This is a genomic window from Pseudomonas sp. B35(2017), from assembly GCF_002113645.1.
Taxonomy (GTDB): Bacteria; Pseudomonadota; Gammaproteobacteria; order Pseudomonadales; family Pseudomonadaceae; genus Aquipseudomonas; species Aquipseudomonas ekonensis.
Genome location: NZ_NEIZ01000004.1, coordinates 378,449 through 404,433, shown reverse-complemented (window position 1 = coordinate 404,433; position 25,985 = coordinate 378,449). Strand labels below are relative to the sequence as shown.

23 protein-coding genes are annotated in these 25,985 nt (G+C 63.0%); 17 read left to right on the top strand and 6 right to left on the bottom strand.

Translation table 11 applies throughout. The features are described from left to right. Positions 1-52: 52 nt before the first annotated feature. From CAG41_RS10860 to rssC, 3 genes are all read left to right on the top strand, one after another. Entirely contained in the window at positions 53-742 is a 690-nt protein-coding gene (locus CAG41_RS10860) for a VacJ family lipoprotein (RefSeq protein ID WP_085584512.1), read from the top strand. 330 nt (positions 743-1,072) lie between these two features. Continuing rightward, entirely contained in the window at positions 1,073-2,257 is a 1,185-nt protein-coding gene (gene rssB, locus CAG41_RS10855) for a two-component system response regulator RssB (RefSeq protein WP_085706983.1), read from the top strand. Next, complete coding sequence (gene rssC / locus CAG41_RS10850) at positions 2,254-2,736, top strand: anti-sigma factor antagonist RssC (RefSeq protein WP_085584507.1); 483 nt, start codon at positions 2,254-2,256, stop codon at positions 2,734-2,736. The genes rssB and rssC overlap by 4 nt, the downstream gene beginning before the upstream one ends. 93 nt (positions 2,737-2,829) lie before the next feature. On the opposite strand, the gene tal is transcribed toward rssC, so the two are convergent. Together tal and CAG41_RS10840 are read right to left on the bottom strand one after the other, a co-directional pair. Then, positions 2,830-3,756 carry a transaldolase gene (tal, locus tag CAG41_RS10845; RefSeq protein WP_085584505.1) on the bottom strand — a complete coding sequence of 309 codons (927 nt, stop codon included), beginning with the start codon at positions 3,754-3,756 and terminating at the stop codon, positions 2,830-2,832. 190 nt (positions 3,757-3,946) lie between these two features. Beyond that, on the bottom strand, positions 3,947-4,894 hold the full coding sequence (locus CAG41_RS10840; protein WP_085584503.1) for a glycosyl hydrolase family 5: 948 nt from the start codon (positions 4,892-4,894) through the stop codon (positions 3,947-3,949). A 287-nt stretch (positions 4,895-5,181) separates the two neighbouring features. Between CAG41_RS10840 and CAG41_RS10835 the strand changes: the two genes are divergently transcribed. The 8 genes from CAG41_RS10835 to CAG41_RS10800 are packed head-to-tail and all read left to right on the top strand — an operon-like array spanning position 5,182 to position 14,697. Then, entirely contained in the window at positions 5,182-5,622 is a 441-nt protein-coding gene (locus tag CAG41_RS10835) for a low molecular weight protein-tyrosine-phosphatase (protein WP_085584501.1), read from the top strand. Positions 5,623-5,661: 39 nt separating this feature from the next. Further along, a complete protein-coding gene (locus CAG41_RS10830) occupies positions 5,662-7,890 on the top strand; it encodes a polysaccharide biosynthesis tyrosine autokinase (protein ID WP_085584499.1) in 2,229 nt (742 codons plus the stop codon). 40 nt (positions 7,891-7,930) lie between these two features. After that, positions 7,931-9,013 carry a glycosyltransferase gene (locus CAG41_RS10825; protein ID WP_085695291.1) on the top strand — a complete coding sequence of 361 codons (1,083 nt, stop codon included), beginning with the start codon at positions 7,931-7,933 and terminating at the stop codon, positions 9,011-9,013. A gap of 14 nt (positions 9,014-9,027) precedes the next feature. Beyond that, a complete protein-coding gene (locus CAG41_RS10820; RefSeq protein ID WP_085706982.1) occupies positions 9,028-10,140 on the top strand; it encodes a polysaccharide pyruvyl transferase family protein in 1,113 nt (370 codons plus the stop codon). Then, complete coding sequence (locus CAG41_RS10815; RefSeq protein WP_085706981.1) at positions 10,137-11,366, top strand: phosphoribosylaminoimidazole carboxylase; 1,230 nt, start codon at positions 10,137-10,139, stop codon at positions 11,364-11,366. Before CAG41_RS10820 ends, CAG41_RS10815 begins: the two co-directional genes overlap by 4 nt. Continuing rightward, the gene (locus tag CAG41_RS10810; RefSeq protein ID WP_085640698.1) at positions 11,357-12,475 is read left to right on the top strand and encodes a hypothetical protein; all 1,119 of its coding nucleotides are present in this window, start codon (positions 11,357-11,359) and stop codon (positions 12,473-12,475) included. The genes CAG41_RS10815 and CAG41_RS10810 overlap by 10 nt, the downstream gene beginning before the upstream one ends. Then, a complete protein-coding gene (locus CAG41_RS10805; RefSeq protein WP_085695293.1) occupies positions 12,475-13,512 on the top strand; it encodes an acyltransferase family protein in 1,038 nt (345 codons plus the stop codon). The genes CAG41_RS10810 and CAG41_RS10805 overlap by 1 nt, the downstream gene beginning before the upstream one ends. Before the next feature lie 24 nt (positions 13,513-13,536). Then, positions 13,537-14,697, top strand: coding sequence for an SGNH/GDSL hydrolase family protein (locus tag CAG41_RS10800; RefSeq protein WP_085706980.1), 1,161 nt, complete (start codon positions 13,537-13,539; stop codon positions 14,695-14,697). Between the two features lie 4 nt (positions 14,698-14,701). Here the strand turns inward: CAG41_RS10800 and CAG41_RS10795 are convergent, their stop codons facing one another. Both CAG41_RS10795 and galU read right to left on the bottom strand, forming a co-directional pair. Then, on the bottom strand, positions 14,702-15,118 hold the full coding sequence (locus CAG41_RS10795) for a mannose-1-phosphate guanylyltransferase (RefSeq protein WP_085630776.1): 417 nt from the start codon (positions 15,116-15,118) through the stop codon (positions 14,702-14,704). A 51-nt stretch (positions 15,119-15,169) separates the two neighbouring features. Beyond that, a complete protein-coding gene (gene galU / locus CAG41_RS10790; protein WP_085640704.1) occupies positions 15,170-16,003 on the bottom strand; it encodes a UTP--glucose-1-phosphate uridylyltransferase GalU in 834 nt (277 codons plus the stop codon). Between the two features lie 387 nt (positions 16,004-16,390). Here galU and galE point away from each other — a divergent pair, with 387 nt between their 5' ends. The 6 genes from galE to CAG41_RS10760 all read left to right on the top strand — a co-directional run bounded on the left by galE (position 16,391) and on the right by CAG41_RS10760 (position 22,595). Then, positions 16,391-17,407, top strand: coding sequence for a UDP-glucose 4-epimerase GalE (gene galE / locus CAG41_RS10785; RefSeq protein ID WP_085584480.1), 1,017 nt, complete (start codon positions 16,391-16,393; stop codon positions 17,405-17,407). Between the two features lie 229 nt (positions 17,408-17,636). Beyond that, positions 17,637-17,873 (top strand): hypothetical protein, encoded by a 237-nt coding sequence (locus CAG41_RS10780; RefSeq protein WP_085584478.1) that lies wholly within the window; start codon positions 17,637-17,639, stop codon positions 17,871-17,873. A gap of 144 nt (positions 17,874-18,017) precedes the next feature. Beyond that, positions 18,018-19,079, top strand: a complete 1,062-nt coding sequence (locus CAG41_RS10775) for a polysaccharide biosynthesis/export family protein (protein ID WP_085584476.1) — start codon at positions 18,018-18,020, stop codon at positions 19,077-19,079. Between the two features lie 14 nt (positions 19,080-19,093). Beyond that, positions 19,094-19,759, top strand: coding sequence for a YjbF family lipoprotein (locus CAG41_RS10770; RefSeq protein ID WP_085584474.1), 666 nt, complete (start codon positions 19,094-19,096; stop codon positions 19,757-19,759). Beyond that, entirely contained in the window at positions 19,756-20,520 is a 765-nt protein-coding gene (locus CAG41_RS10765; protein WP_085656917.1) for a capsule biosynthesis GfcC family protein, read from the top strand. Before CAG41_RS10770 ends, CAG41_RS10765 begins: the two co-directional genes overlap by 4 nt. Next, on the top strand, positions 20,517-22,595 hold the full coding sequence (locus CAG41_RS10760) for a YjbH domain-containing protein (RefSeq protein ID WP_085584469.1): 2,079 nt from the start codon (positions 20,517-20,519) through the stop codon (positions 22,593-22,595). The genes CAG41_RS10765 and CAG41_RS10760 overlap by 4 nt, the downstream gene beginning before the upstream one ends. Positions 22,596-23,276: 681 nt before the next feature. On the opposite strand, the gene CAG41_RS10755 is transcribed toward CAG41_RS10760, so the two are convergent. Together CAG41_RS10755 and CAG41_RS10750 are read right to left on the bottom strand one after the other, a co-directional pair. Then, positions 23,277-24,671, bottom strand: coding sequence for an undecaprenyl-phosphate glucose phosphotransferase (locus tag CAG41_RS10755; RefSeq protein ID WP_085584467.1), 1,395 nt, complete (start codon positions 24,669-24,671; stop codon positions 23,277-23,279). Between the two features lie 383 nt (positions 24,672-25,054). Next, positions 25,055-25,714 carry a helix-turn-helix domain-containing protein gene (locus tag CAG41_RS10750; protein ID WP_085584465.1) on the bottom strand — a complete coding sequence of 220 codons (660 nt, stop codon included), beginning with the start codon at positions 25,712-25,714 and terminating at the stop codon, positions 25,055-25,057. Between the last annotated feature and the right edge of the window lie 271 nt (positions 25,715-25,985).

Sequence of the window (25,985 nt, the reverse complement as noted above, 5' to 3'; positions counted from 1 at the left end):
ATCGCCGGGGCGGATTCGTCCTGCGCCATCCCCATCCAAGGAGTTTCCTTTTATGCGCTGGAGCAATCCTCTCGCTCAGATCTGTGTATGTGCCGGTGTGTTGCTGGCCCCGTTCGCCGCCCAGGCCGCGACGGAAGAAGACCCTTGGGAAAGCGTCAACCGTCCGATCTTCCAGTTCAACGATTTCGTCGACACCTACGCGCTGAAGCCGCTGGCGCAGGGCTATGAATATGTGACGCCGCAATTCCTCGAAGACGGCATCCACAACATGTTCCGCAACGTCGGCGACGTCACCAACTTCGCCAACAACGTCCTGCAGGCCAAGCCGGCCGCCGCCGGCGTCGATGCGGCGCGCCTGATCTTCAACACCACCTTCGGCCTGCTCGGTTTCTTCGACGTCGGCACCAAGATGGGCCTGCAGCGCAGCGACGAAGACTTCGGCCAGACCCTCGGCTACTGGGGCGTGGGCAGCGGCCCCTACGTGATGCTGCCGCTGCTGGGCCCGAGCACCCTGCGCGATGCGCCGTCGAAGTACGTCGACAGCTACACCGGCCCTTACCGCTACATCAACGACGTGCCGGTGCGTAACTCGATCTTCGGCCTGAACATCGTCGACACCCGCGCCAGCCTGCTCTCCAGCGAGAAGCTGATCAGCGGCGACAAGTACACCTTCATCCGCAACGCCTACCTGCAGAACCGCGAGTTCAAGGTCAAGGACGGCCAGGTCGAAGACGATTTCTGATCGTCTGCGTCGATCGCCGGACATCGAAGGCGGCCGTCAGGCCGCCTTTTTTCATGGCGACGACCTTCCAACGGGTTACGGATGGATGGGTTCTTATAACTCTCTGTGATTTGACAAACAAAGTCGTCAGGTGGCGATCGGCGCATGCTTGAAACGCCCCGCGGATGGGAGTACCGTCTGCGCCTTAGAAGGGCACCTCTGGTGTGATCGCGTTCGGGACCGTTGTCCGAAAGCGCTGCAACAGAGAGGCTAGAAAGCGAATCCAGTAGTCTGCGCCGGGCCTGTCGCCCTGCCTGCTACGCCAACCCCATTCTGGCGCCGTTTGCCCACATGCCAAAAACCAGTGCCACGCTGCTGATAATCGATGATGACGAAGTAGTGCGCGCGAGCCTCGCGGCCTATTTGGAAGACAGTGGTTTCAGCGTCCTGCAGGCCGGCAACGGTCAGCAGGGACTTCAGGTATTCGAGCAAGACAAGCCCGATCTGGTCATCTGCGATCTGCGCATGCCGCAGATGGGCGGTCTCGAACTCATCCGTCAAGTCACCGAACGCTCGCCGCAGACGCCGGTGATCGTGGTATCGGGTGCCGGCGTGATGAACGATGCGGTGGAGGCCCTGCGCCTGGGCGCCGCCGATTACCTGATCAAGCCCCTCGAAGACCTGGCCGTGCTCGAGCACTCCGTGCGCCGGGCCTTGGATCGTGCGCGGCTGCTGCTGGAGAACCAGCGCTACCGCGAGAAGCTCGAAAAGGCCAACCGTGAGCTCGAAGCCAGCCTGAACCTGCTGCAGGAAGACCAGAACGCCGGGCGCCAGGTGCAGATGAACATGCTCCCGGTCAGTCCCTGGAGCGTCGACGGACTGCGCTTCGAACACCAGATCATCCCGTCCCTGTACCTGTCCGGCGATTTCGTCGACTATTTCCGGGTCGATGACCATCGGGTGGCGTTCTACCTGGCGGACGTCTCGGGCCACGGCGCGTCCTCCGCGTTCGTGACCGTGCTGCTGAAGTTCATGACCACGCGGCTGCTGTTCGAGTCCAAGCGCAACGGCACGCTGCCGGAGTTCAAGCCGTCGGAAGTCCTTGGCCATATCAACCGGGGACTGATCAGCTGTAAGCTGGGCAAGCATGTCACGATGGTCGGTGGCGTCATCGACGAGGAGACCGGTTTGTTGACCTATAGCATCGGCGGCCATCTGCCGTTGCCTGTGCTGTACACGCCTGACGGCGTGCGCTACCTCGAGGGCCGCGGGCTGCCCGTGGGGCTCTTCAACGAGGCCACCTACGAGGATCACGTGCTGGAGCTGCCGCCGACGTTCAGCCTGACGCTGATGTCTGATGGCATTCTGGATCTTTTGCCAGAGCCCACACTCAAAGAAAAAGAAGCCGCCTTGCCCCAACGGGTCAAGACGGCGGGCGGCAGCCTGGATGGTCTGCGCCAGGTGTTTGGATTGGCCACGCTCGGGGAGATGCCGGATGATATCGCCCTGTTGGTGTTGAGCAGGAACCTTCAATGAGTACCGGTAGAATCCAGTTCGCCGAGCAGGACGGCACCTTTGTCCTGAAGTTCGTCGGTGAAGTACGCCTGACCCTGTGTTCGGCGTTGGATGCGACTATTGAGAAAATCTTCACCGCGTTGAACTTCAACGCGATCGTGATCGATTTGACCGAAACCCGCAGTATCGACAGCACCACCCTGGGCCTGTTGGCCAAGCTGTCCATCCTGTCGCGGCAGAAGGTCGGCCTGTTGCCGACCGTCGTCACCACCCACGATGACATCACCCGTCTGCTGCAGTCGATGGGCTTCGAGCAGGTGTTCAACATCGTCAACCACCCTGTGCCGTGTCCGGAGTGTCTCGACGACCTGCCGGATCAGGACCAGTCAGAGGAGGTGGTGCGGATCAAGGTGCTAGAGGCGCACAAGATCCTCATGGGGCTGAACGAGTCCAACCGTGAGGCGTTCCATGACCTGGTGAACGCGCTCGAGCGGCATTGACCGTCCCGGCGGCGGGAGCAAGCTTCCTTGCCACACGAATGAAAAAGGGCGAACCCGTGAGGGTTCGCCCTTTTTGCGTTGGCCGTCAGCCGGTCACAGCTTGGCTTTGAGCAGCGCTTCGAGCTTTTCCTGGTCGCGGGCGAACTGGCGGATGCCTTCGGCCAGTTTCTCGGTGGCCATCGCGTCTTCGTTGGACAGCCAGCGGAACTGCGCTTCGTTCAGCGGCAGACGGGCTTCGCCGGTGTGGCCCGGCGCCAGTTTACGCTCCAGCTTGCCGGTGTCCGCGGCCAGCTTGTCGATCAGGTCGGGGCTGATGGTCAGGCGGTCGCAGCCGGCCAGCTGTTCGATCTGGCTCAGGTTGCGGAAGCTGGCGCCCATGACCACGGTCTTGTAGCCGTTGGCCTTGTAGTAGTTGTAGATGCGGGTCACCGACTGCACGCCCGGATCGTCGGCACCGGTGTACTCGTTGCCGTTGGCCTTCTTGTACCAGTCGTAGATGCGGCCCACGAACGGCGAGATCAGGAACACGCCGGCATCGGCGCAGGCGGCGGCCTGGGCGAAGGAGAACAGCAGGGTCAGGTTGGTCTGGATGCCTTCTTTCTCCAGGATCTCGGCGGCGCGGATGCCTTCCCAGGTAGAGGCGATCTTGATCAGCACGCGGTCGCGGCCGATGCCGGCCTTGTCGTACAGCTCGATCAGGCGGTGCGCACGCTTGAGCATGGCGTCCTGGTCGAACGACAGTCGCGCATCCACTTCGGTGGAGATGCGCCCGGGGATCACTTTCAGGATTTCCTGGCCCACCGCGACGCCGAAGCGGTCGCTGGCCAGGCCCACGTCGCCCTTGCAGTCGCTGACGCTGGCGTTCAGCAGCTCGGCGTAGGCCGGAATGGCGGCCGCCTTGAGCAGCAGGGAAGGGTTGGTGGTCGCATCGACCGGCTTGACCCGGGCGATGGCTTCGAAGTCGCCGGTGTCGGCAACGACGGTGGTGAATTGTTTCAGTTGTTCCAGCTTGGAAGTCATGAGCGTGCTCTGTCCTAGGGGTCTGATGACATTACCCGAGCGCTGACAGCCGCTCAAGGGCATGAACGCGGATCGGCGGCCCCCGGGGCAACAACCTGAAAACGGCTGTTTGAAAGGCGGGGGCGCGGTGTCGATGGATTCGATGGCGAAACCGCCCGCAGGTTCAAAGCGACAGATGGGTGGAGGGCGGCTATTGCGCGTTCAGTTGCGTGCGGGCCGTCAGTTGCGCCGGTTTCGGCTGGCCGTCGGAGGTCAGCAGGCCGAAGTTGCGTTCCCGGTCGTTGCTGCCCGAATCGCTGTTTTTCCATTCATAGATCGAGGTCAACGGGATGTTGAGCCGTTTAACGTCGCCGATGAACGCCCCGATCTTGCTGGCCTGGCCTTCGGGGCCGCCGTTGGAGCCGAGCGCCGAGATGCCCCATTCGCTGATGACCCCCGGCAGGTGGAAGTTCTGCTGGATGAACGCCTGGGCATTGCCGATCTGCGCGGCGGTCATGCCGTAGGGGTGATAGGACACCGCGTCCAGGCAGTCGGGGTAGGCGCTGACGATGCTGTTCAGCGCAACGGTCGAGGCCGACCCTGCGCTCGGCGGTCGGGCGAAGCCGAAGCCGATCACGGGTGTGGATGTGATTTTGCCTTGCAGCGACTGGCACATGGCTTTCATGAACGGCGCGAACGTCGTGTCGAAGTTGCCGGTCGGCCAGTACGTGGCCAGATCCGGTTCGTTCCAGATCTCGATCGCCACCAATTGCGTGCGGTAGGACGCTTCCAGGCTCGTCACCGCGCCGGCGAACGCGCCGCCCGCCGCTGCGGGCTCTGCGCTCAGGGGGCGGGTGGCGCGCACGGTCATCAGCACTGGCAACCCGGCTGCCCGGGCGACGGCGAAGGCGTCGCCGATCTGCCGCTGATAGGCCGGATCACCCAGGCTGTCGCTCCAGACGCCCAAGCGCACGAAGCTGAAGCCCGCCGCCTTGATCTGGGCGGCGTCGGCGGAAGAGAAGTTCTGGATCTTGACCTGGACGCCGATGGTGCGGGTGCCGGTCAGGGCCGGAAACAGTTCGCTGGCGTGGGCCTGGGCGCTGGCGCCGAGCAGCAAGAAGGCGAGGGCGCCGAGCCGTTTGAGATGTGCTGAATACATGTCTGCTCTCCTGATGAGAAATGACACTAGCAATCGTTGTTTGCGTTATCTGATTCGATAGGCGCAAGTGCGCGAAGTGCACGAATGTTATTTTTTGTCAGGAATCAACTTGTGAAAATCACAGTTATTTTTGGTCCGGCAATTCTGGTTGGGGGACTTTCCGGCGGCATGGTACTTAATGCACTCAATTAACAGGGCGAATCTATTTCTGAACGCAGAAATGTCTCGTGGGTTCATTAAGACCGCGAGCAGTATTGGCAGAATGATATTACACAGGAAAGTAAACCTTGTTCAAAAAGATCCTTGTCGTCTGCGTGGGCAACATCTGCCGAAGTCCGACAGCCGAACTGTTGTTGCGTGATGCACTGGCGCCGGCCGGCGTCACGGTCGCGTCCGCCGGGCTGTCCGCCCGGGTCGGCGAAGCCATGGAAGCGTCCGCGCGCCAGGTGGTGGAAGAACACGGCCACAGCGCCGAAGGTTTCCGGGCGCGGCAGATCACGTCGGACATCGTCAATGACGCCGACTTGGTCCTGGTCATGGAAAAAGAACATGTAAAACAAGTATTGAAGATCGCGTCCCACGCCAGGGGCAAAGTGTTTCTGCTCGGCAAGTGGCAAAGCGAGCGGGAAATACCGGATCCGTACCGTCAGGGAAAGGCCGCTTTTATTCATGCGCATGCATTGATTGAAGATGCTGTTTGCTCTTGGGCGCAACGCCTCGGGCGTTGATGAATATTCTTCAGTTCAGTGAATGGTAAGAACAGACTTATGCAGTTACCGTCAGTAGTCGGCACCCGGGACAATGATCAAGACAGCATTGATATCCTCGGCATCTTTGGTTCGTTGATCGACCGCAAATGGTTGATCGGCGCCTTCACCGGCGCCTTCATGATGACCGGCGTGGCCTACGCCGTGCTGTCGACGCCGGTGTACCTGGCGAACGCGCTGGTCCAGGTCGAACCGAAAAAGAACGATATGCTCGGGTTCTCCGACCTGAGCAGCATGCTGGGCGGGCAGTCGCCGTCGGTGACCGAGATCGGCATCATCAAGTCCCGGGCAGTGATCGGCCGCACCGTCGACGACCTGCGCCTGGACATCGACGTCACGCCCAACACCTTCCCGGTGATCGGCGGCTTCCTGGCCCGGCGCTATCGGGGCGACAGCGAAGACAGCGTCTCGCGCCCGCGCTTCGGCCTCAACAGCTACGCCTGGGGCGGCGAGCGCCTGGACATCGAGCGCCTTGACCTGCCCAAGGAACTGCTGGGCAAGAAACTCACCCTGATCGCGGGCGAGCAGCACCGCTTCCAGCTGTTGGACGACAACGACAACCTGCTGGCCGAAGGCGTGGCCGGCAGCGCCTTCGACCAGGACGGCGTCGCCGGGCTGATCGGACGGCTGCAAGCCAACCCCGGCACCCGTTTCGAGGTGGTGCGCAACCCACGCATCGTCACGATCCAGAGCTACCAGGACGCCCTGGACATCGCCGAGCAAGGCAAGGAATCGGGGATCATCCGCCTGGCCCTGGCCAGCAGCGATGCGCCCGAGGCGGTGCGGATCCTCAACAAGATCTCGGCGCTGTACGTGCAGCAGAACGTGCAGCGCACCTCGGCCGAAGCGGCGCAGAGCCTGAACTTCCTCCAGGGCCAACTGCCCCAGGTCAAGCGCGACCTGGCCAAGGCCAGCGAAGCGCTCAACGCCTACCAGACCCGCGGCAAGACCGTGAACATCTCCCTGGAGACCCAGTCGGTGCTGGGCCAGGCCGTCGGCCTGGACACCAAGCTCTCCGAGCTGAAGATGCAGCAGGCGGAGATGGACCGCAAGTTCACCAAGCAGCACCCGGCCTACCGCGCCCTGATGACCCAGATCGGTGAGCTGACCCAGCAGCAGCGCTCGCTGGAGAGCAAGGTGCAGGACCTGCCGGCCACCCAGCAGGAACTGCTGAACCTGACCCGCGACGTGGAAGTGGCCTCGCAGATCTACACCCAATTGCTGAACAAGGCCCAGGAGCTGGACATCGTCCGCGCCGGAGCGGTGGGCAACGTGCGGCTGGTGGATCCGGCGGATGTGGACATGACCAACCCGATCAAGCCGCGCAAGGCCTTGATCGTGCTGATCGCGACGTTCTTCGGTGCCTTTGTCGGCGTGGCGCTGGTGCTGGTGCGCAAGTCGATGAGCCGCGGGCTGGAAGGCCCGGAGGCCATCGAGCAGCTCGGCCTGCCGGTGTACGCGTCGATTCCCTACAGTGCCCTGCAGAAGGAAGAGGACAGCAAGAAGGTCCGGGCCAAGCAGGCCGAGACCCAACCCGCTTACCTGCTGGCCCTGCGCAACCCGACGGACCTGTCCATCGAATCGATCCGCAGCCTGCGCACCTGTCTGCATTTCGCCGGGCTGGACTCGACCAACAACCGGATCATGATCTCCGGCCCCAGCCCGCAGGTCGGCAAGACGTTCGTGTCTTCGAACCTGGCGGCGGTCATGGCGCAAAGCGGCCAGCGGGTGGTGCTGATCGACGCGGACATGCGCAAGGGGCATCTGCACAAGACGCTGAACACGCCCATCGCCAATGGCCTGTCGGACCTTTTGGTCAAGCGCTGCAGCCTTGAGCAGGCGATCCACAAGGTCGAGGTCGACAACCTGCACTTCATCAGCCGCGGGCAGGTGCCGCCCAATCCGTCGGAACTGCTGATGCACGCCAACTTCCGCGATCTTCTGGCCGAGCTCAGCGAGCGCTACGACGTGGTGATCATCGATACGCCGCCGCTGCTGGCCGTGACGGACGCGGCCATCGTCGGCCGCGAAGCGGGGATCAGCCTGATCGTCACCCGGTTCGCGGTGAACCCCGCCAAGGAAATCGAACTGACGATCCGCCGGTTCGCCCAGAACGGCATCGAACTCAAAGGCGCGGTGTTCAACGGCGTCGAGAAGCGCGCGGCCAGTTACTACGGCAACGGCGGCTACGGTTACTACAGCTACGAATACGCGTCCGACAAGTCCTGAGTCGGGCGACGGTTCCATTTGGCAAGGAAGTGGGTGGGTTGTGAAAAAAATTCTGCACGTGGCTGAAACGATAAAAGGCGGCGTCGCGACGGTGATCCGCACGATATCGGCGTCGCCCGACGACGAAACCTCGAACTACGAACTGATCTATCTGGTGCCCAAGGATCAGAAACAGGAGCTGCATGGCATCGACGGAGGGCAGATCCGCACCTTCGAAAGGAGTGGGCGCAATGCGCTGTCGATGCTGCGCTTCGCCTGGCGGCTGATGCAGGTAATGCTCAAGGAAAAGCCCGATGTGGTGCACCTGCACAGTACTTTTTCCGGGGTGATCGGTCGTTGCGTGTGCCTGCTTCTGCGGCCCTGGCGGTCGCCGAAGATCGTCTATTGCCCCCATGCCTTTTCGTTCCTGATGGAAGGCTCGCCGGCCAAGCGCAAGCTCTATTCGCTGATCGAGCGGCTGCTGCAGAACGTCACCGACACAATCATCTGCGTCAGCCGCTACGAGCTGGACAAAGCCGCCGCGTTCGGCATCGACCGCAAGCGCATGACCCTGATCTACAACGGCATACCGCCCAAGGACGAGGTGCCCAAGGCCGCCGGCGCGGAGCCGATCCGCCTGTTGTTCGTGGGCCGTCTCGACTACCAGAAGGGCTTCGATGTGCTGCTCAAGGCCTTTGCCGAAGTGCGCCGCACCGACCTCAAGCTCACGGTGGTGGGCAGCGCGGTCAACGAAGACGCGGTCGCGCCCCCGCCGATGGACGGGGTCGAGTACCTGCCGTGGGTGACCCCGGCCGAAGTCCACGCCTTGTACCGCCAGGCCGATGCGCTGATCGTGCCCAGCCGCTGGGAAGGGTTCGCGATGGTGCCGCTGGAGGGCATGTCCATGGGCGTGCCGGTGATCGCCAGCGACTGCACGTCCCTGCCGGAACTGGTCACCCACGGGGTGTCCGGCTACATCTTCCCCGCCGGCGACCACCAGGCGCTGGCCGACCGCCTGATGCGGATCCACAAGCCGGGGCTGACCGCCCTGGGCCTTGAAAGCCGCCGGATCGTGCGCGAGCGCTTCAGCGCCGAGCTGATGATCCGCCAGACCTATGACGTGTATTGCGCCCCCACTTGTTAAGTAGAAATCAGCTTATGAACGTAACGATCTTGCATGGCTACAGTGCGTCCAACTCCGGTGACGGCCTCTTGGTGGACCTGGCCATCGCCCTGGTGCAGCGAAACTTCGGCGCCGACACGTCGATCAACGTTGTGGCGTCCGACCCGCAGTCCTTCAGCTACCTGCCGTACAAACGCTTCGATGCGCCGGTGATGGCGGCCAAGGGCCTGGGGCGGGTCAAGGAGGCGGTGTTCCTCAACCGCTCCTACGCCGCGCTGGCGGACCTTTTGAAGAACACGGATCTGATCGTCGGCGTCGGCGGCGGCTACATGCGTTCCAAGAGCGCCTTCGAACACATCAAGCTGAAGCTGGGGCACGCCAAGCAACTGGAAACGGCGATCCTCAGCAAGGTGCCGTCGGTGTACCTGCCGCAGAGCATCGGGCCGTTCCACGGCGAAAGCAGCAAGATCGTCGAGCACTACGCCAGCGCCGATGCGGTGTTCGTGCGCGACAACCGCTCTTCGGCGATGTTCGAAGCCTGCGAGAACGTCTACCGGGCACCGGACCTGGCGGTGCAGGCCCTGGCCGGCAAGATCCTCATGCAGCCCAAGTTCACCCGCTGCGCGTCGACGCCGGCCACGGTGTGCGTGGTGCTGCGCAAGCCGCCGGCGTGGAGCCCGGAAAAGAAGGCCGCCTACGTCGCCAACCTCAAGGTGCTGCTGCAACGCCTGAAGGACAAGAGCAAGGTGGTGTGCGCGGTGCAGAGCGCCGTGCGCGGCAACGACGACGGTGCGTTCTACCGCGAGCTGGGCATCACCGAAGACCTGCTGCCGCTGAAGGCGACCCTGGCCAAGCACCAGCCGGACCTGGTGATCTCCGTGCGTTTGCACGGCGCCATCGAGTCGCTGCTGTCGGGCGTTCCGGCCTACCACATCAGCTACGAGCGCAAGGGCTTCGGCGCCTACCAGGACATGGGCGTGGAGGACTGGGTGATCAACGGCGGCGACATCGACGTCGACACCATCATCGACACGGTCTACGCGCCGGACGCCCTGAGCCGCTTCGGCAAGCGCCTGACCGACACCTGCCGCGAGATCGAAGCCAAGACGGTGATGATGGACGAGATCATCAAAGGCGTCGTTCGATGATCTTCAGGCTCCTGCTGCGGGGCGGATCGCTGGGCGCCAAGTTCCTGCTGGTGCTGGCCGTCACCCATTACCTGGGCTATGAAGCCTTGGGCTTCTACGGGGTGGTGGTCGCGGCGTCGCTGATTGCGTCGAAGTTCTACAGCGCGGGCTTCAGCTCCGAGATCAACCGGCTGATCAGCGTCGGCGGCAGTTCGCGCCGGGTCATCGACAAGGTGCTGTGGCTGTACCTGGCCGTGGGCCTGGTGCTGTCGCTGGCGACGGTGGCGGTCTACTCGCTGTTCCAGTCGATGCCGGCGACGCCCGCGCTGATCGCCTGCGTGACCCTGGTGCTGCTCACCGAACACCTGTCCTTCGAGATCAACTCTTTTGTGTTTTCCGCCCAGAAGGCCACGTGGGGGGCGCTGCTGTTCTTCATCAAGACCGGCCTCTGGGCGCTGCTGGCGGTGGCCGGGCTGATGCTCGGCCAGGTCGCGGACATCACGAGCGTCCTATGGCTGTGGGTGGTGGCCAACGTCGTGGTGATCGTCGCCGGGTACGCCATCGTGGCCAAGGTGCACCGGGGGCGGACGGAAGGGACGCTGGCGGCCGCGACCGTGTGGAAGGCCGGTTTGCCGTTCTATCTGGGCACCGGGCTGATCGCGTTGAGTCAGTACGCCGAGCGCTTTCTGATCGCCGACCTTGAGCCCTACGCCAACCTGGGCGTTTACGTGTACGCCTGGTCGGCGGCCAACACCTTGCAGGCGCTGTCCTACGCGGTGGTGGCGGTGGTGGGCATTCCGGTGCTGGCCAAGCGGTTTCAGGCCGACGGGCAGCCTTTCACGGTCGGGCAACTGTTCGTGAACAAATGGGTGATGCGTTCGCTGGCGGTGTCGGCCGTGGTGGCGGTGCTGATCTACCTGTTCTTCAACGTCGTGCTCGACTATGTCGGCGCGCCGGTGCCGCGTCCGGACAACGGGATCCTCGGCGTGCTGATCGTGTCCTTTGCCTTGCGCGGGGTCGGCGACATCGTCTGGGGCGGGTTGATCGCCTCGAAAAACAGTCGGGCGTCGCTCGCCGGAGCGGCCATCTGCCTGCTGGTGTCGGTGCCGGTCAGCTACGGCCTGATCAAGCACTATTCGATCGAGGGCGCCGCTTGGGGCAACGTCTTCGCCATTGTCGTGCAGTTGGGCGCGATTGCGCTGCTGACCCGTGCGGGTCAGGCGAAAAGGGCGCTGGCATGGGGCTGAAGTTGCCATGCATCGAGTTTCGCGGGGTGAAGCTCGATTCGTCGATGTCGTTCCTGATCCTGTTCAGCGGCCTGTTCCTGTCGGTGGCCATGCCGCTGCTGGTGCCCCGGGCGCCGGGGCCGGACGCCATGACCCTGTGGATGTCCTACGCCCGGGCCGACAACTGCAACTTCTGGAACCCGTTCTCGCCGGACCGCTCGTCCTACGAGTGCTCGGCATTCCTGCTGCGGCCCACCGGCATCGACCTGACCAATGCCTGGGCCTACGGCATGTTCTGCAATTTCTTCCTGACGGCCATCCCCGTGGTCGTCTTCCGGCGCATGCCGCTGGCGATCTTCGGCACCCTGTGCCTGTGGGGCATCGTCCGTTCGTTTTTCCTGGAGAACCTGACCAAGGAAATCATCGTGTCGGTGGCGGTGCTGAGCATTCTCCTGAGCTCGCTGACGCGCAAGTACCGCGGCGGATTCTTCCTGTCGGCGGTGATCTACGGCGTGCTGATCCGGCCCTACTGGATTCTGTTTTCGCTGTCGTGGGTCGGCGTCTGCGTGATGAAGAAGTATGTGTCGCGCGTCACGTTCTTCCTGATGCTGTTCCTGTTCTACCTGGCGGTCGCCATGGCGATCCAGGTGGCGCTCGGTTTTCCGGTGTCGTCGATCCGCGCCAGCAACAACGAGCTGCGCACGGCGGGCGAGGAGGGCTCCAAGTCGCTGATCGTGTCGTGGCTCAGCGGCAGCGACTTCGTCTCCCAGGCGCTGGACTCGATGATCATCTTCTTCCGGCTGTCGTTTCCCGCCGAGCTGATCCTGCTGTCCGGGCCGGGGCAGGTGATCTTCGTGGCGTTGATGATCATGACCGCGCTGCTGCTGTTCAAGGTCATCACGTCCAAGGACTACAAGGGCATCCCCATTCAGACCAAGGCCAAGGAACTGATCGCGATCCCCCTCGCGTTCCTGCTGGTCCAGGGGCTGTTCGAGCCGGACTTCGGCTCCTTCGCCCGGCACTTCTCCATGGTGGTGCCGGTGCTGTTCGTCGGGCTGGGGCTGATGCTGCAAGGCAAGAAGCCCGTGCGGGCCGAATCAACCAATCGCGAGATGAGGCGGGTGCCGTAATGTCGAGCAAGAGAAAGTCGCTGGAGATCGAGACCCTGCGCGGTCTGGCCTGCCTGCTGTTGGTGCTGTATCACGTCATCGGCCCGCTGGGCGGCGGCCTGAAGATCGACCTGGGCTCGCCGTTCCGGGTCATCGCCGATTCCATGGTGTACGTGCGCATGCCGCTGTTCACCTTCATTTCGGGCTACATCTATTCGCTCTACAAGATCCGCGGCAATGACTTCGGGGCGTTCTTTCGCGGCAAGGTGCGGCGGCTGATCGTGCCGCTGTTCTGCGTCGGCGTGCCGTTCTCCGTGCTGCAGGCGGTGGGGCCCGGGGTGAACAAGGACGTGGGCGTGATTGATGCGCTGCTGTCGTTCTACATTCCGGTGAACCACTTCTGGTTCCTGCAGGCGGTGTTCATCATTTTCATGTTCGTCGGCCTGCTGGAATGGCGCGGCCTGCTGCGCACGGCGACGCGCCTGTACCTGCTGCTGGCGTTCGCGGCGGCGGTGTTCCTGCTGCCGACCTTCAAGGTCGATGCGTTCGGCATCAACGGCGCGACCTACCTGCTGCCGTTCTTCGTGGCGGGGATGATCGGCCAGGAAAAGGTCGACACCTTCCGGCATTTCTTCAAGGTGATCGGGCCTTGGGTGTTCGTGATGATTTCGCTGGCGCTGCTGTATGTGGCCGCGACGGACCGCGAGCTGATCGTCGACCGTCGCAGCCTGATCGGGCTAACGGTGGGCTGCGTGTCGTGCTTCGCGCTGCTGTCGAGCGAGATGCGCTCGAAGTGGCTGACCTGGCTGGGCGGCTATTCCTACGCGATCTTCCTGTTCCATGTGCTGTTCGCCGCCACGTCGCGGGCGTTGCTGGGGCGTCTGGGCGTGAAGGACGAAAGCGTGCTGGTGGTCTGCGGCCTGACCCTCGGCCTGTTCGGGCCGGTGCTGCTGTCGACGGTGTTCAGCCGCTTCAACTTCACCTCCGTGCTGTTCCTGGGGGAGCGGGCCACGGTCAAGAAGCCTGTCGGGCAAGCGGCCTCGGTGCCGCAAACCTGATGGTTGCGCACAAGGAAAAGCGCCATGTTCGCAGTCGATGACGTCAGCCCGGTCGCGGCCTCGGTGGTTCAGGTCGGCGACGCCCGCGAGCGATTCGGCCAGTGGCGCGAAGGGAAGGCGGGGCCGGTGCTGTCTATCTCGGTGATCGGCGACAGCTACAGCGCCGGGCAGGATTTCTATCTGAACCGCTTGGTGCAGCGGCTGGCGTCGGAAGCGGGGTTCGCAGGCCCCGGCTACATTGGCTTCAACCACGGCGCGGCCCTCGGCGGCACGCATTTCAAGTACACCCGCAGCAGCGAAAAACACTTCGGTGGCGGCTGGCAGGTGTCCGGCCTCGGCCAGGCCAGCCCCGACAGCCGCACCGTCACCGGGCGCCCGGGCGCATGGCTGCAGATCGATGCCCATCCTTCGGCGGCCATCGACACGACGGTCACGGAGGCGAAACTGCTTTACCTCGGCACCGGCGAACCCAGCGACGTGCGTTACCGCTGGGCGCCTTCTCAGGCCTGGCACCCGCTGAGGCTCGACGGCGAAGGCGTCCGCGAAGCGCCGTTGGCGGATCCGCCGGCGGCGCCGGACTGGGCGTTGCGGCTGGAGGTGGCGAGCGGTGCGCCGACGCTGTTCGGCGTGTGGATGAGCAATGGCCAACGTGGTGTGCGGGTGTCGAAGCTGGCGGCGTCCGGCGCGGCCTCGGCGGACTTCTACCATGACGATGCCGGTTGGCAGGCGCAGTGGAAAGCGGCGGTGGCGAAGATCCCGGCGGACATCTACCTGATCATGCTCGGCGGCAACGATCAGGGCTTCGGGGTCAAGCCCGCGCAGTACCTGAAGAACATCCAAGGCCTGGTGGCGATGCTGCGCGAGATCCAGCCGACGGCGAGCATCAACCTGATCCTGCGCCAGGACACCTCGCGCTCCAGCGCCTACCCGATGTCGGCGTATGCGCAGGTGCTGCAGCCCTGGGCCCGAGAGGCCCACCTGGGCTACGCCGACATGCAGTGTGCATTCGGCGCCGACGTCAGGCGCTATGCGGCCGGCGGGCCGATGCCGATGATCGGGCCGGACAGGATTCATCCGGACCCGGCCACGGGAGGGAAGGTGATCGCCGGGTTTTTCCATCGCCTGATGGTCGGCGGCCGTGAAGCGGTGTCGCCCCAGGATCGCTGCGGCGACGTTCAGCGCTAGGCGTTCAGCCTGGGGCGCGTTCGAAGGCGTCCAGATGGCCGAGCAGCTCGGCGGTCCTGCGCGGCATCCCGTGCGTGTCGCAGCGGGTTTCCACCGTGACGATGACCGCCGGCTCGTTGCAGCACAGGCGCACCCGGAACCGCCAGTCGCTGAAGATCACCTTCAGGCCGTCGCGGTCGTCGATTTCCAGCGCCTGTTCAGCATACAGCCGTTTCAGGTGGGCCAGCAGGGGATAGGGATCGCCCAGCGGCCGGCGGATGTCGCCGGACGAGGGAAACATGCCGATGCGCTCCACCAGCAAGATCGTGCCCAGCCAAGACTCGTTGGCGCTGGGCAGCGGCTGATGGCGGGACAACCAACTCATCACGCCGAGGTTGTCCACCGACCGTTCGAGGTCCGCCGCGTGTTGTGCAATGTTCATAGGGGTTTGCCTGAATGAGGGGTGGACGTTACGGGTGCGCCGGTGCGGGGCTCAGCGCCCCTTCAGGTAGACGTTGTCGTAGCAGAAGTTGGTCGCCTGGAGGTAACCCTCGGCGTCGCCGCAGTCGAAGCGCAGGCCCTTGAACTTGTAGGCCAGCACGCAGCCGTTCTGCGCCTGTTTCATCAGCGCGTCGGTGATCTGGATTTCCCCGCCCTTGCCCGGTTGGGTGTCGGCGATCAGGTCGAAGATGTCCGGGGTGAGGATGTAGCGGCCGATGATCGCCAGGTTGGACGGGGCGTCCTGCGGGGCGGGTTTCTCCACCATGTTGTCGACCCGGTAGAGGCCGTCGCTGATCGGCTCGCCGGCGATCACGCCGTACTTGTGGGTCTGGTCGCGGGGCACTTCCTGGATGGCCACGATGGAGCAGCGGAAGCGCTTGTACAGCTGGATCATCTGGGCGAGTACGCCGTCGCCTTCCAGGTTCAGGCACAGGTCGTCGGCCAGCACCACGGCGAAGGGTTCGTCGCCGATCAGCGGACGGCCGCTGAGGATCGCGTGGCCCAGGCCTTTCATCTCCACCTGACGGGTGTAGGAGAAGGTGCAGGTGTCGATCAGCTCGCGGGTGCCGGCCAGGAACTTCTCCTTGTCGGTGCCGCGGATCTGGTGTTCGAGTTCATAGCTGATGTCGAAGTGGTCTTCCAGCGCGCGCTTGCCCCGTCCGGTGACGATCGCCATGTGTTGCAGGCCGGCGTCCCGGGCTTCTTCGACGGCGTATTCGATCAACGGTTTGTTGACGATCGGCAGCATTTCCTTGGGCATGGCTTTGGTGGCCGGCAAGAAACGCGTGCCATAGCCGGCCGCGGGGAACAAGCATTTACGAATCATAGAAATATCCTGGACATTCATGGCGCACAGCCAATGGCGTGCAATAACGAAAGGTTGCAAGTTTCAATGTTGATTGAACGCTTACTTTAATACCCGAGTCAGGTAATTGATGGCAAATGGCAATGTGCGCGGAAGGCGACAATGTTATTAGATGTCGGCCTTATTGTTGTTGGTTATTTTTAGTCGGTATCTGCCGATAGTGGCAAGAGTGCGGTGATGTTAATAAGTAGCAGGCAATACAGTTTGGGCTGGAAAAATATTTTTCGCCAGTCGTTGAACTTGTTTTGTTTAAGGTTGTTGTCGGCCTAGTTTGTGTGAATTGCGACACATATTCAACAGGCCAGGCTTGACGCGCTACTGGGAAGTTTCCCGACTAAGGACCGCGCTATGAAGATTCTGGTAACCGGTGGCGCCGGCTATATCGGCTCGCACACCACACTTGCGCTGCTTGAGGCAGGCTATGAAGTTGTTGTCCTGGACAATCTCTGCAACAGCAGCGATGCGGCCCTGCACGCGGTGGAGGCCATCTGCGGCAGAAGTGCGCAGATGATCCGCGGCGATGTCTGCGACAGGGCGCTGCTGGACCGGATCTTCCGGGAACACGCGATCGACGCGGTGCTGCACTTCGCCGGGCTCAAGGCCGTGGGCGAGAGCGTGCGCAAGCCGCTGGAATACTACGAGAACAACGTCGGCGGCAGCGTGACGCTGTGCCAGGCGATGGCGGCGGCCGGGGTGTTCCGCCTGGTGTTCAGCTCCTCGGCCACGGTGTACGGCGCGCCGGAGCGGATGCCGATCCGCGAGGACTTCCCCACCGGCCAGCCCACCAGCCCCTACGGCCAGTCCAAGCTGATCGTGGAGAACGTGCTGCGTGACCTGTGCCAGGCCGAGCCGCGCTGGAGCATCGCCCTGCTGCGCTACTTCAACCCCATCGGCGCGCACCACAGCGGCCGGATGGGCGAAGACCCCAACGGCATCCCCAACAACCTGGTGCCGTACATCAGCCAGGTGGCCGTCGGCAGCCTTCAGGAATTGTCTATCTTCGGCAACGACTACCCCACGGCCGACGGCACTGGCGTGCGCGACTACATCCACGTCGTGGATCTGGCCGACGGGCACCTGAAGGCCCTGGAAACCATCGCCGGCCGCACCGGCATCCACACCTGGAACCTGGGCACCGGCGACGGCTACAGCGTGTTGCAGGTGCTCCAGGCCTTCGAGCAGGCCTGCGGCCAGCCGGTGCCGTACAAGGTCATGCCGCGCCGCTCCGGAGACGTGGCCGAGAGCTGGGCCGACCCCTCCAAGGCCGCCGCGGAACTGGGCTGGAAAGCCACACGCAGCCTGCAGGACATGGTGACCGACACCTGGCGCTGGCAATCGAGCCACCCGCAGGGCTACCGCGGATGATGTCAATTTGGACCGATGTTAGTTTCGGTCAGGCTGTTAGATAACGTCGGGAAATTACGCTGGAATTGCCCGGTTCAAGTCCGTAGATATAAACGTGCCGTTCGACATTTATAAGTCGGGATTGATTGTGAATGAACGACGGCTCATGTTCGCGCAGTTTGCGACGTGATCCCTAACATCCAGCGGACGGCCTGATGTTATTAAAGTCGAATGCCGGAAAGGAGTGGGTATGAAAAAAGTGATGGCGATCGCCTTGTTGTCGTTGTTCGGCAACTTGGCCATTGCAGCCGAAGCGCCGCTCACGGCGGTGACCAATGTGTCGGGCAACGTGGCGGCTTCCCAAGCGCCCGCCGCCAGTACCGCAATGGTTGCCAGTGCCGTAGCGGCATCCAACAGCGGAGGAAGTGCGAACGGCGGTACAACCGGTACCACAGGTACGACGGGTACAACCGGCACGCACAACTAACGGTAACAACTGTTGGTGCAGTACAAGGTCGCCCGACGCAAGTCGGGTGACTTTGTTTTTGGATTCGCCCTTGAATAGCGTAGTGCCATTATGACTCGTAGTGTTTATCTTTTAATGTTGGCAAGTCTCGCTCTGCAAGGTTGCATGTTTTCCCCCGGCCAGCACCTGAACACCTTCGGCATCACCCGCCAGGGCGCCAGCGAAAGCAGCCGGGTCGAACTGATCCCGATCACCCCCAAGCTGATCTCCATGAACCGGGCCACCCAGAAGCGCGAAACGCTGCCGCCCGAGTTGCTGGAGGCGCCGGCCGAGTACCGCATCGGCCGCAACGACGTGCTCTACATCACCGTGTGGGATCACCCCGAACTGACGGCCCCGTCCGGCGCGCAGCAACAGATCGACGCCAACGGCCGACTGGTGCGCTCCGACGGCACGCTCTATTACCCGTTCATCAAGGAAGTGCAGGCGGCCGGCCGCACCATCCAGCAACTGCGCTCGGACATCGAGCAGCGCCTGTCGGCGTTCATCGCCGAGCCGCAGGTGGATGTCGCCGTGCTGCGTTTCGCCAGCCAAAAGGTCGTGGTGTCCGGCGCCGTCGCCAAGGCCGGTCCGCAAGCCATTTCCACCAACCCGCTGAGCGTGGTCGAAGCCCTGGGCTCGGCCGGCATCGACACCAACAACGCGGACTTGTCCGGCCTGCTGCTGACGCGCAACGGGCGGGTGTACCCGCTGAATCTCGACAGCCTCAACCAGCAGGACTCCGAGCTGCAGAACGTTTACCTGCGGGGCGGCGATCAGCTGTACCTGCCGTACAACGACAACAAGCGCATCTACGTCATGGGCGAGGTCAACCAGCCCCGTGCGCTGAGCTTCAAGACCGCCACCATGAACCTCTCCGACGTGCTCGGCTCGGTCGGCGGACTGAGCCAGACCACCGCCAACGGCAACGCCGTGTACGTCATCCGCGGGGTCGAGAACCTCGATGTCGAGCCGGCGAAGATCTACCAGCTCGAAGCCGAATCGCCCACCGCCATGGTGCTGGCCACGCACTTCGAGGTGCGTCCCCAGGATGTCGTCTATGTCGGGCCTGCCAACGTGACTCGCTGGAACCGTCTCATCAGTCAATTGGTGCCATCGGCGTCGATTGTCGGTACGGGCGCTTCCGCTGCGAAGAACTGGAGCGAATACAGCAACAACAGCAAATAAGGCCGGGCCCGACAGTGAATACGTTGAAAGCAGGCATTGGCCTGAGCGCGGTCCTGTGGCTGTGCGGCTGCAACCCGTTGATGGTCGCTTCGTTGACCAACCTCAAGTCGGCGGCCATCGGCCCGGATGAGCTGGACGTGACGGCGGCCCAGGTGGCCGAGGTGCGCTATCCGCAACTCAAGCTGACCACGCCTTCCGGCTCCGGTGTGCTGGCGCTGGTGCGTGAGCGCGGCGACCTGCAGTTCTGGGTCGCTTCCGGCAAGCAGGTGCTGCTGATGCGCGACGGCCTGGCGGTGCGCAGCATCGGCCTGGGCCTGGAAGGCGATCTGGACGGCACGCGGCTGTCAGACGCCGCGCCTTTTAAACAAGGCCTTCAGCACGTCGCCGACGGCTACACCAGCCAACGCTGGATCGACCTCTACAAGGGCCAGGAAGTCGGGCTGCAGGTCAACAGCCGCTTCGCACGCAAATCCATGGAAACCCTCGACATCCTCGACAAGGCATACGCCGTGCTGCGCATCGACGAGCGGATCGACGTCCCGGCCATCGGCCTGCGCGCGACCAACCGCTATTGGGTCGATCCCAAGGACGGCTTCATCGTGCAGAGCGAGCAGCAACTGACCTCTCAGTTGCGGGTGAAGATCGTGCACCTGACCCCTGACCGCAGGCATGTGCCATGAAGCGGCTGAGGATGTTGTCCGCCGGCCTGCTGCTGGCGGCAGGGGCAGGGCAGGCGGCGGTGCTGGTGTCCGGCGATGTGGCCAACCCGGGGCCGGTGGAGTTGCCGGCGGGCGGGCGTTTGACCGACGTGATCAGCGTCGCGGTGCCCAACGCCGAAGGCTACTGGCTGGCGGGGGTGCTGCTGCGTCAGTCCTTGCTGGAGCAGCAGACCCGGCTCAAGGCCGGGGTGCTGTTCGACCTGGACGTGCTGCGGCGCATGGCCGTGCTGTTCGACCGCCCGAGCCGCGAAGCGCTGGCGCTGCGCACGGCCGAGGCAGTGCGGCAGATGCCGGTCACCGGGCGTCAGGTCGCGAACCTGGATCCGGTGGCGCTGGAAGTCGGCTTCGCCCTCAACCTGCGGCTGGACGACGGCGACCGGCTGATCTACCCGGCGCGGGTCGATGAGGTCGAGGTGCTGGGCGCCGTCGCCGAGCCGTGCCGCTTGCCCTATCAGCCGTTGCAGGAGGCCAGTGACTACCTGCAAGGCTGCGCGCTGCTCGAAGACGACGCGGACGCCGATTACCTGTGGCTGATCCAGCCGGACGGCGCGGTGCGGCGGATCGGCATCGCGCACTGGAACCGCGAGAGCGGGCACTTGCCGGTGGCGGGCAGCCGGATCCTGGTGCCGTTGAAGAATGACGACCTGGATCCGCCCATTCCTGAACTGAATCAGCAGTTGGCCGAGTTCATTGCCACGCAGTTGGCTGAGGTGGTTCGTTGAAGTTACGTTTTGCAGCCGTGTTGCTATTGCCGTGCGGGTTGGCCCAGGCCGAGCCGCGCATCACCCAGAACGATTTCGGCGGCGCGGGCCTGTTGCAGACCCCGACCGCTCGCATGTCGCCCGCCGGCGAATTGAGCGTGAACGCCAACCGCACCAGCCCCTACAGCCGCTACAGCGTGTCGCTGCAGCCGCTGGACTGGCTGGAAGGCTCGTTCCGCTACACCGCCATCACCAACCGGCCCTACGGCCCGTCGTCGATGAGCGGTGACCAGAGTTACAAGGACAAGGCGGTCGACGTGAAGGCCCGCCTGTGGGAGGAAACCCACTGGGCGCCCGAAGTGGCCCTGGGCTTCCGGGACGTCGGCGGTACGGGCCTGTTCGCCAGTGAATTCGTGGTGGCCAACAAGCGTTTCGACAACTTCGATTTCAGCGCCGGCCTCGCCTGGGGCTACATCGGCAACCGCGGCGACATCGACAACCCGTTCAGCGTGCTGGGCGACCGGTTCAAGACCCGGCCGGCCATGGAAGGCACCGGTGACGTCAACGCCGGCTCGTACTTTCGCGGCAGCCCTTCGTTCTTCGGCGGCGTCAGCTACCAGACGCCCTGGGACCGGCTCAGCCTGAAGCTCGAATACGAAGGCAACGACTACAAGCACGAACCCAAGGACAACGTGATCAAGCAGGATTCGCCGATTAACCTCGGCGCGGTGTTCAAGGTCACGGACTCGGTCGACGTCAGCGCGGCGTGGGAGCGGGGCAACACGGCGATGTTCGGCATCACCTTCCACACCAACTTCGTCAGCCGCAAGGCCCCGGCCAAGACCTTCGACCCGCCGGCCGAGCCGCTGCCGGCCAAGGCGCCGGTCAAGCCGATGGAGCAGGTCGACTGGGCCGACGTGTCCCAGCGCCTGCAACAGAACGCCGGCTACAAGGTCGAGCGCATCAGCCAGCGCGGCTCCGAACTGCTGGTCTACGGCGAGCAGCAGCGGTACTTCCACTCGGCCAAGGCGGTCGGGCGGGCGAGCCGGATCCTGGACAACAGCGTCAACGACGAGATCGACTGGTTCACCGTGGTCAACAAGCGCTACGACTTGGCGCTGGAAGAGACCAGCGTGCCCCGGCAGACCTTCCGCGAAGTGATCAACAACGAAGAGCCGCTGCAGTCGCTGCACCGCACCACCGAGGTCAACCCGGCGATGCCGCACAACGAGAAGACCCTCTACACCCAGCCGCTGCAGCGCTTCAGCTACGGCATGGGCCTGGGCTTCAAGCAGAACGTCGGCGGCCCGGACGGCTTGCTCTACCAATTCAGCGCGGACGCGGACGCCGAGTTCCGCTTCACCCGCAACACCTGGTGGAGCGGCATGCTCAGCCAAAACCTGGTGAACAACTTCGACAAGTTCACCTACGACGCGCCCAGCGGCCTGCCGCGCGTGCGCACGGACCTGCGCCAGTACCTGACCACCTCCGACACCACCATGCCGCTGTTCCAGCTCAGCCACGCCGAGCAGTTGGACAAGGATCTGTACGGCATGGTCTACGGCGGCTATCTGGAATCGATGTTCGCCGGGGTCGGGGCCGAGGTGCTGTTCCGCCCGACCGGCGAGCGCTGGTCGGTCGGCGCGGACCTGAACTACGTGCGTCAGCGCGAGTTCGACCAGGGCTTCGGCCTGCGCGACTATTCGGTGCTGACCGGCCATATCACCGGCTACACCGACTTGCCCTACGAAACCCTCGCTGCCATCAGCGTCGGCCGCTACCTGGCCGGCGATTGGGGCGTGACCTTCGACATCTCGCGGGAGTTCTCCAACGGCGTACGCTTCGGCGGTTGGGCGACGATGACCACCGCCAGCGGGGCGGAGTACGGCGAGGGTAGCTTCGACAAGGGCATCTACCTGTCCATCCCATTCGACGAGATGATGAGCATGTCGACCATGCGCCGCGCCAACCTCGTCTGGGCCCCCCTGACCCGCGACGGCGGCGCACGGCTCAACCGCAGCTTCCAGCTGCACTCGATGACCGACAGCCGCGACGACGACATGTTCTACCGCAACTTCGAGAAGATCACCGAGTGACCTGAAGGCCTGTGGGAGCTCGCCCGCAAGCGATGAGGCCGGCATTGCCGGCATCTCTGTTGCCTGACCCACAGTCATCGCCAGCAGGCTGGCTCCCACAGGTATCTCTGGTGCCCGCAGGATTCATGTGCACCACAAAACCTGTAGGAGCTTGCCTGCAAGCGATGAGGCCGGCACTGCCGACATCTTTGTTGACTGACCCACCGCCATCGCCAGCAGGCTGGCTCCCACAGGTATCTCCGGTGCCCGCAGAATCCATGCGCACCACAAAACCCTGTGGGAGCTGGCTTGCCAGCGATGAGGCCGGCACAGCCAACATCTCTATTGCCTGACCCACCGCCATCGCTGGCAAGCCAGCTCCCACAGGTATCTCCGGTGCCCGCAGAATCGATGTGCACCACAAAACCTGTAGGAGCTTGCCTGCAAGCGATGAGGCCGGCGCTGCCGGCATCTCTGTTGCCTGACCCACCGCCATCGCCAGCAGGCTGGCTCCTACCAGGGATCTCGGCTGTCCGCGACATCCCGGCACACCACAGAACCCTGTGGGAGCTGCGGTGCGACGACTCGACCTGCCAGCGATGGCGCCCTTGCAGGCACCGCAGCTAAAAGCACCCTCCACACAAAAACACCACCCACAAAAAAGGGGACTTTCGTCCCCTTGCGCCTTCTACTGCCCGGCCCTCAATAGATGTCCTTCGACAACAACGTGAACGGCGTCTTCACCAGGATCTTCACATCCAGCCACAACGACCAGTTGTTGATGTACTGAAGGTCGATCTCCACGCGCTTCTGCATCTTGTCGAGGGTGTCGGTCTCGCCCCGGCAGCCGCTGATCTGCGCAAGCCCGGTGATGCCCGGTTTGATTCGGTGGCGCGCCATGTACGCGAGAATCTTGCCCGAGTAGTAGTTGTTGTGCGCCACGGCATGCGGACGCGGGCCCACCAGCGCCATGTGCCCTTGCAGCACGTTGAACAGCTGCGGCAACTCATCCAGCGAGGTGCGGCGGATGAAGCGGCCGACCGCCGTGATGCGCGAATCGTTGCGGCTGGCCTGCTTGACCTCACGGTCGTCGTGCACGCGCATCGAGCGGAATTTCCACACCTGGATCACCTTGCCGTTCCAGCCGTGGCGGTCCTGCTTGAAGAACACCGGGCCCGGGGAGCTGAGCTTCACGGCCAGCGCGATCAGCAGCAGCACCGGGCTCAGCAGGAGGATGGCCACCAGCGCCACGGCTTTCTCCACCAGGCTTTTGCTCAGCGCCGCGGTCGGTCGGCTGGTCAGCGGGCTTTCGTTCAGGTAGATCGCCGGCAGGCCGTCCACGACTTTCACCGAGTGGTTGAGCAGCGTCAGGCTGTTCAGGTCCGGCACCCACACCACGTCGACGTTGGCGTCCAGCAGATCGACGTACATGGCTTCGATCTTCGCCGCTTCGCTCAGGGGCAGGGTGATGTACAGGCGACGGATGCCATGGCGGCGGATCAGCTCCAGCAACTCCTCCTGGGCGCCGACGACGCGCGGTGCGCCCGCTTCCAGCGCGGGAACGGTGCCGTTGCTCACCAGCCCCACCAGCGGCAGGTTTTCGCTCTGGTTCAGCTTCTTCGCCAGGCCCAGGGCCAGTTCGCCGGTGCCGACGATCAGGGTCTTGTGCTCGCTCTTGCGGGTGCGCTGGTAGTACTTGGAGAACGCATGCAGCGGCGCGTACAGCAACGCCTGGCCGAGGAAGCCGTACACGGCCCAGTCCAGGATCACCGGCGGCGAGAACAGCTCATCGGCCTTGCACACGAACGCAATGAACGCCAGGGCGCCCATGGTCATGGACCAGCCCGCCAGCAGGCGACCGAGCCCGGTCAGGTAATTGTCCCGCTTTCGGTAAGCGCCGCTGAACGTGTAGGCCGGCACCGAGGCCAGCACCGCCAGCATGGTGCACATCCGGTAATAGAACTCGACCTTGCCGGTGTGCTGCTCGGCCAATATGAACAGCAGTGAAACAATAAAGCACTGCGCCAATGCCCATTGGCCCCAGAAGGTAAGTCCCTTGAGGCCGGTGTTTCTGTTGATACGAAGAGTAAGATCCATACGATATCCCCAAAAGACGTCCATTCAGGTTTCGACAGTTGAAAACCGAGTTGTTAAATAGACTTGTTGTTTTTGTTGGAGCCAGTGTCCTGAGGTAACAGCGTCGATATGCCGAACTGTCGTCATTGAATAGACTAAGTTATTGCCGGGGATGGTGTCTGACGAGTTCTAACAAGATGGCATAGTGCCAACTATTGAGTGGCAAGAAGTTCCGGACGTTAGAAAAGGTCAAAAGCGGAGGGGTGAATAAATGATGTTGTGTTTGATACTGTAGGAGGCGTGGGAGGCGGGATCGTTCGGAAAAGGGAGGAGGTCAAACAGGAGTGCTTTTTTATTTTTGTTTTTGCACTGTTTCCGTTTGTTTTACATATTCAAAGCCGTGGTTACGCGACGACTTCCTGAATCAGGCAGTAGCCTCGGTTGCGCACGGCACGAAACAGTCGCTCACCGTTGCTGGCGCTCTTGAACTTGTCCTGCAGGCGGCTCAGGCACATCTCCAGTCCGCGGTAGTGCTCAGGCTCCCGGCCGATGCTGAGGATCAATTCGTCACGGCTGACGACGCGCTCCTCATGGTGCAGCATCTTGCGTACCAGGGCCGTCTCAAGGCCGGTGAGGCTGATCTCCACACCCTGCTTGACCAATACGCCATGATCGTCGTCCAGGTGCCAGGCCTCGGAGCCGCCGGCGTCGACGTCGATCGTTCGGGCAATGCCGCCGGTGTCCGCCGTCGCGGGCGGATGACTGTGGAACGGGTTGGCCGATTGGGCCGCCAGCCACTCGGATTCGAGGGTGGCCAATATCTTTTGCGTGTCGTGTTCGATACTGCGCGCGACATTCTTCCTTGTGACGCTCGGGTAGGTGAACTCCATCAGCATGGGGGCGGAAGAGGGCGACGCAACACCTTCGATGAACATTTGTGCCTGGGACGTGCCGAACGAGTTGAACCGCTCACTGGACAGGATCGATTCAAGTTCACGTTGCGACGAAGTGCTGTGTGTCACGACGACAAAATATTTTCGGTGGAGGGTGGTACTGGTTTCCATGTCTCTCTCCTAAAACTGCACGCCAAAATTTGGCTAAAAGATATTCGGCAGGCGAGTAATAACCACCTTGGCAATAACCATAAGGCAGGGTCTGGGCTCGAAAGTGGCCCTCGAATAGACTTCACTCGATCTGCTGCGTGAAACAGGGCTTTATTGTTATGGTTCGGTGTTGCCACCGCGCTCATGCAATCGACAACTTATTATTGAATTTGAAACATGAATGAAACGACGAGATCCAGGATCTTTATATGGTTGCATCAGACGCTCCTTC

Bases quoted from the DNA above. Each gene is read 5' to 3' on its own strand.
- rssB (WP_085706983.1), top strand. From the start codon at position 1,073: ATGCCAAAAACCAGTGCCACGCTGCTGATAATCGATGATGACGAAGTA.
- galU (WP_085640704.1), bottom strand. From the start codon at position 16,003: ATGATTCGTAAATGCTTGTTCCCCGCGGCCGGCTATGGCACGCGTTTC.
- CAG41_RS10805 (WP_085695293.1), top strand. From the start codon at position 12,475: ATGTCGAGCAAGAGAAAGTCGCTGGAGATCGAGACCCTGCGCGGTCTG.
- CAG41_RS10815 (WP_085706981.1), top strand. From the start codon at position 10,137: ATGATCTTCAGGCTCCTGCTGCGGGGCGGATCGCTGGGCGCCAAGTTC.
- CAG41_RS10755 (WP_085584467.1), bottom strand. From the start codon at position 24,671: ATGGATCTTACTCTTCGTATCAACAGAAACACCGGCCTCAAGGGACTT.
- CAG41_RS10800 (WP_085706980.1), top strand. From the start codon at position 13,537: ATGTTCGCAGTCGATGACGTCAGCCCGGTCGCGGCCTCGGTGGTTCAG.
- CAG41_RS10775 (WP_085584476.1), top strand. From the start codon at position 18,018: ATGTTTTCCCCCGGCCAGCACCTGAACACCTTCGGCATCACCCGCCAG.
- CAG41_RS10820 (WP_085706982.1), top strand. From the start codon at position 9,028: ATGAACGTAACGATCTTGCATGGCTACAGTGCGTCCAACTCCGGTGAC.
- galE (WP_085584480.1), top strand. From the start codon at position 16,391: ATGAAGATTCTGGTAACCGGTGGCGCCGGCTATATCGGCTCGCACACC.
- CAG41_RS10840 (WP_085584503.1), bottom strand. From the start codon at position 4,894: ATGTATTCAGCACATCTCAAACGGCTCGGCGCCCTCGCCTTCTTGCTG.
- tal (WP_085584505.1), bottom strand. From the start codon at position 3,756: ATGACTTCCAAGCTGGAACAACTGAAACAATTCACCACCGTCGTTGCC.
- CAG41_RS10810 (WP_085640698.1), top strand. From the start codon at position 11,357: ATGGGGCTGAAGTTGCCATGCATCGAGTTTCGCGGGGTGAAGCTCGAT.
- rssC (WP_085584507.1), top strand. From the start codon at position 2,254: ATGAGTACCGGTAGAATCCAGTTCGCCGAGCAGGACGGCACCTTTGTC.
- CAG41_RS10795 (WP_085630776.1), bottom strand. From the start codon at position 15,118: ATGAACATTGCACAACACGCGGCGGACCTCGAACGGTCGGTGGACAAC.
- CAG41_RS10860 (WP_085584512.1), top strand. From the start codon at position 53: ATGCGCTGGAGCAATCCTCTCGCTCAGATCTGTGTATGTGCCGGTGTG.
- CAG41_RS10780 (WP_085584478.1), top strand. From the start codon at position 17,637: ATGAAAAAAGTGATGGCGATCGCCTTGTTGTCGTTGTTCGGCAACTTG.
- CAG41_RS10765 (WP_085656917.1), top strand. From the start codon at position 19,756: ATGAAGCGGCTGAGGATGTTGTCCGCCGGCCTGCTGCTGGCGGCAGGG.
- CAG41_RS10830 (WP_085584499.1), top strand. From the start codon at position 5,662: ATGCAGTTACCGTCAGTAGTCGGCACCCGGGACAATGATCAAGACAGC.
- CAG41_RS10750 (WP_085584465.1), bottom strand. From the start codon at position 25,714: ATGGAAACCAGTACCACCCTCCACCGAAAATATTTTGTCGTCGTGACA.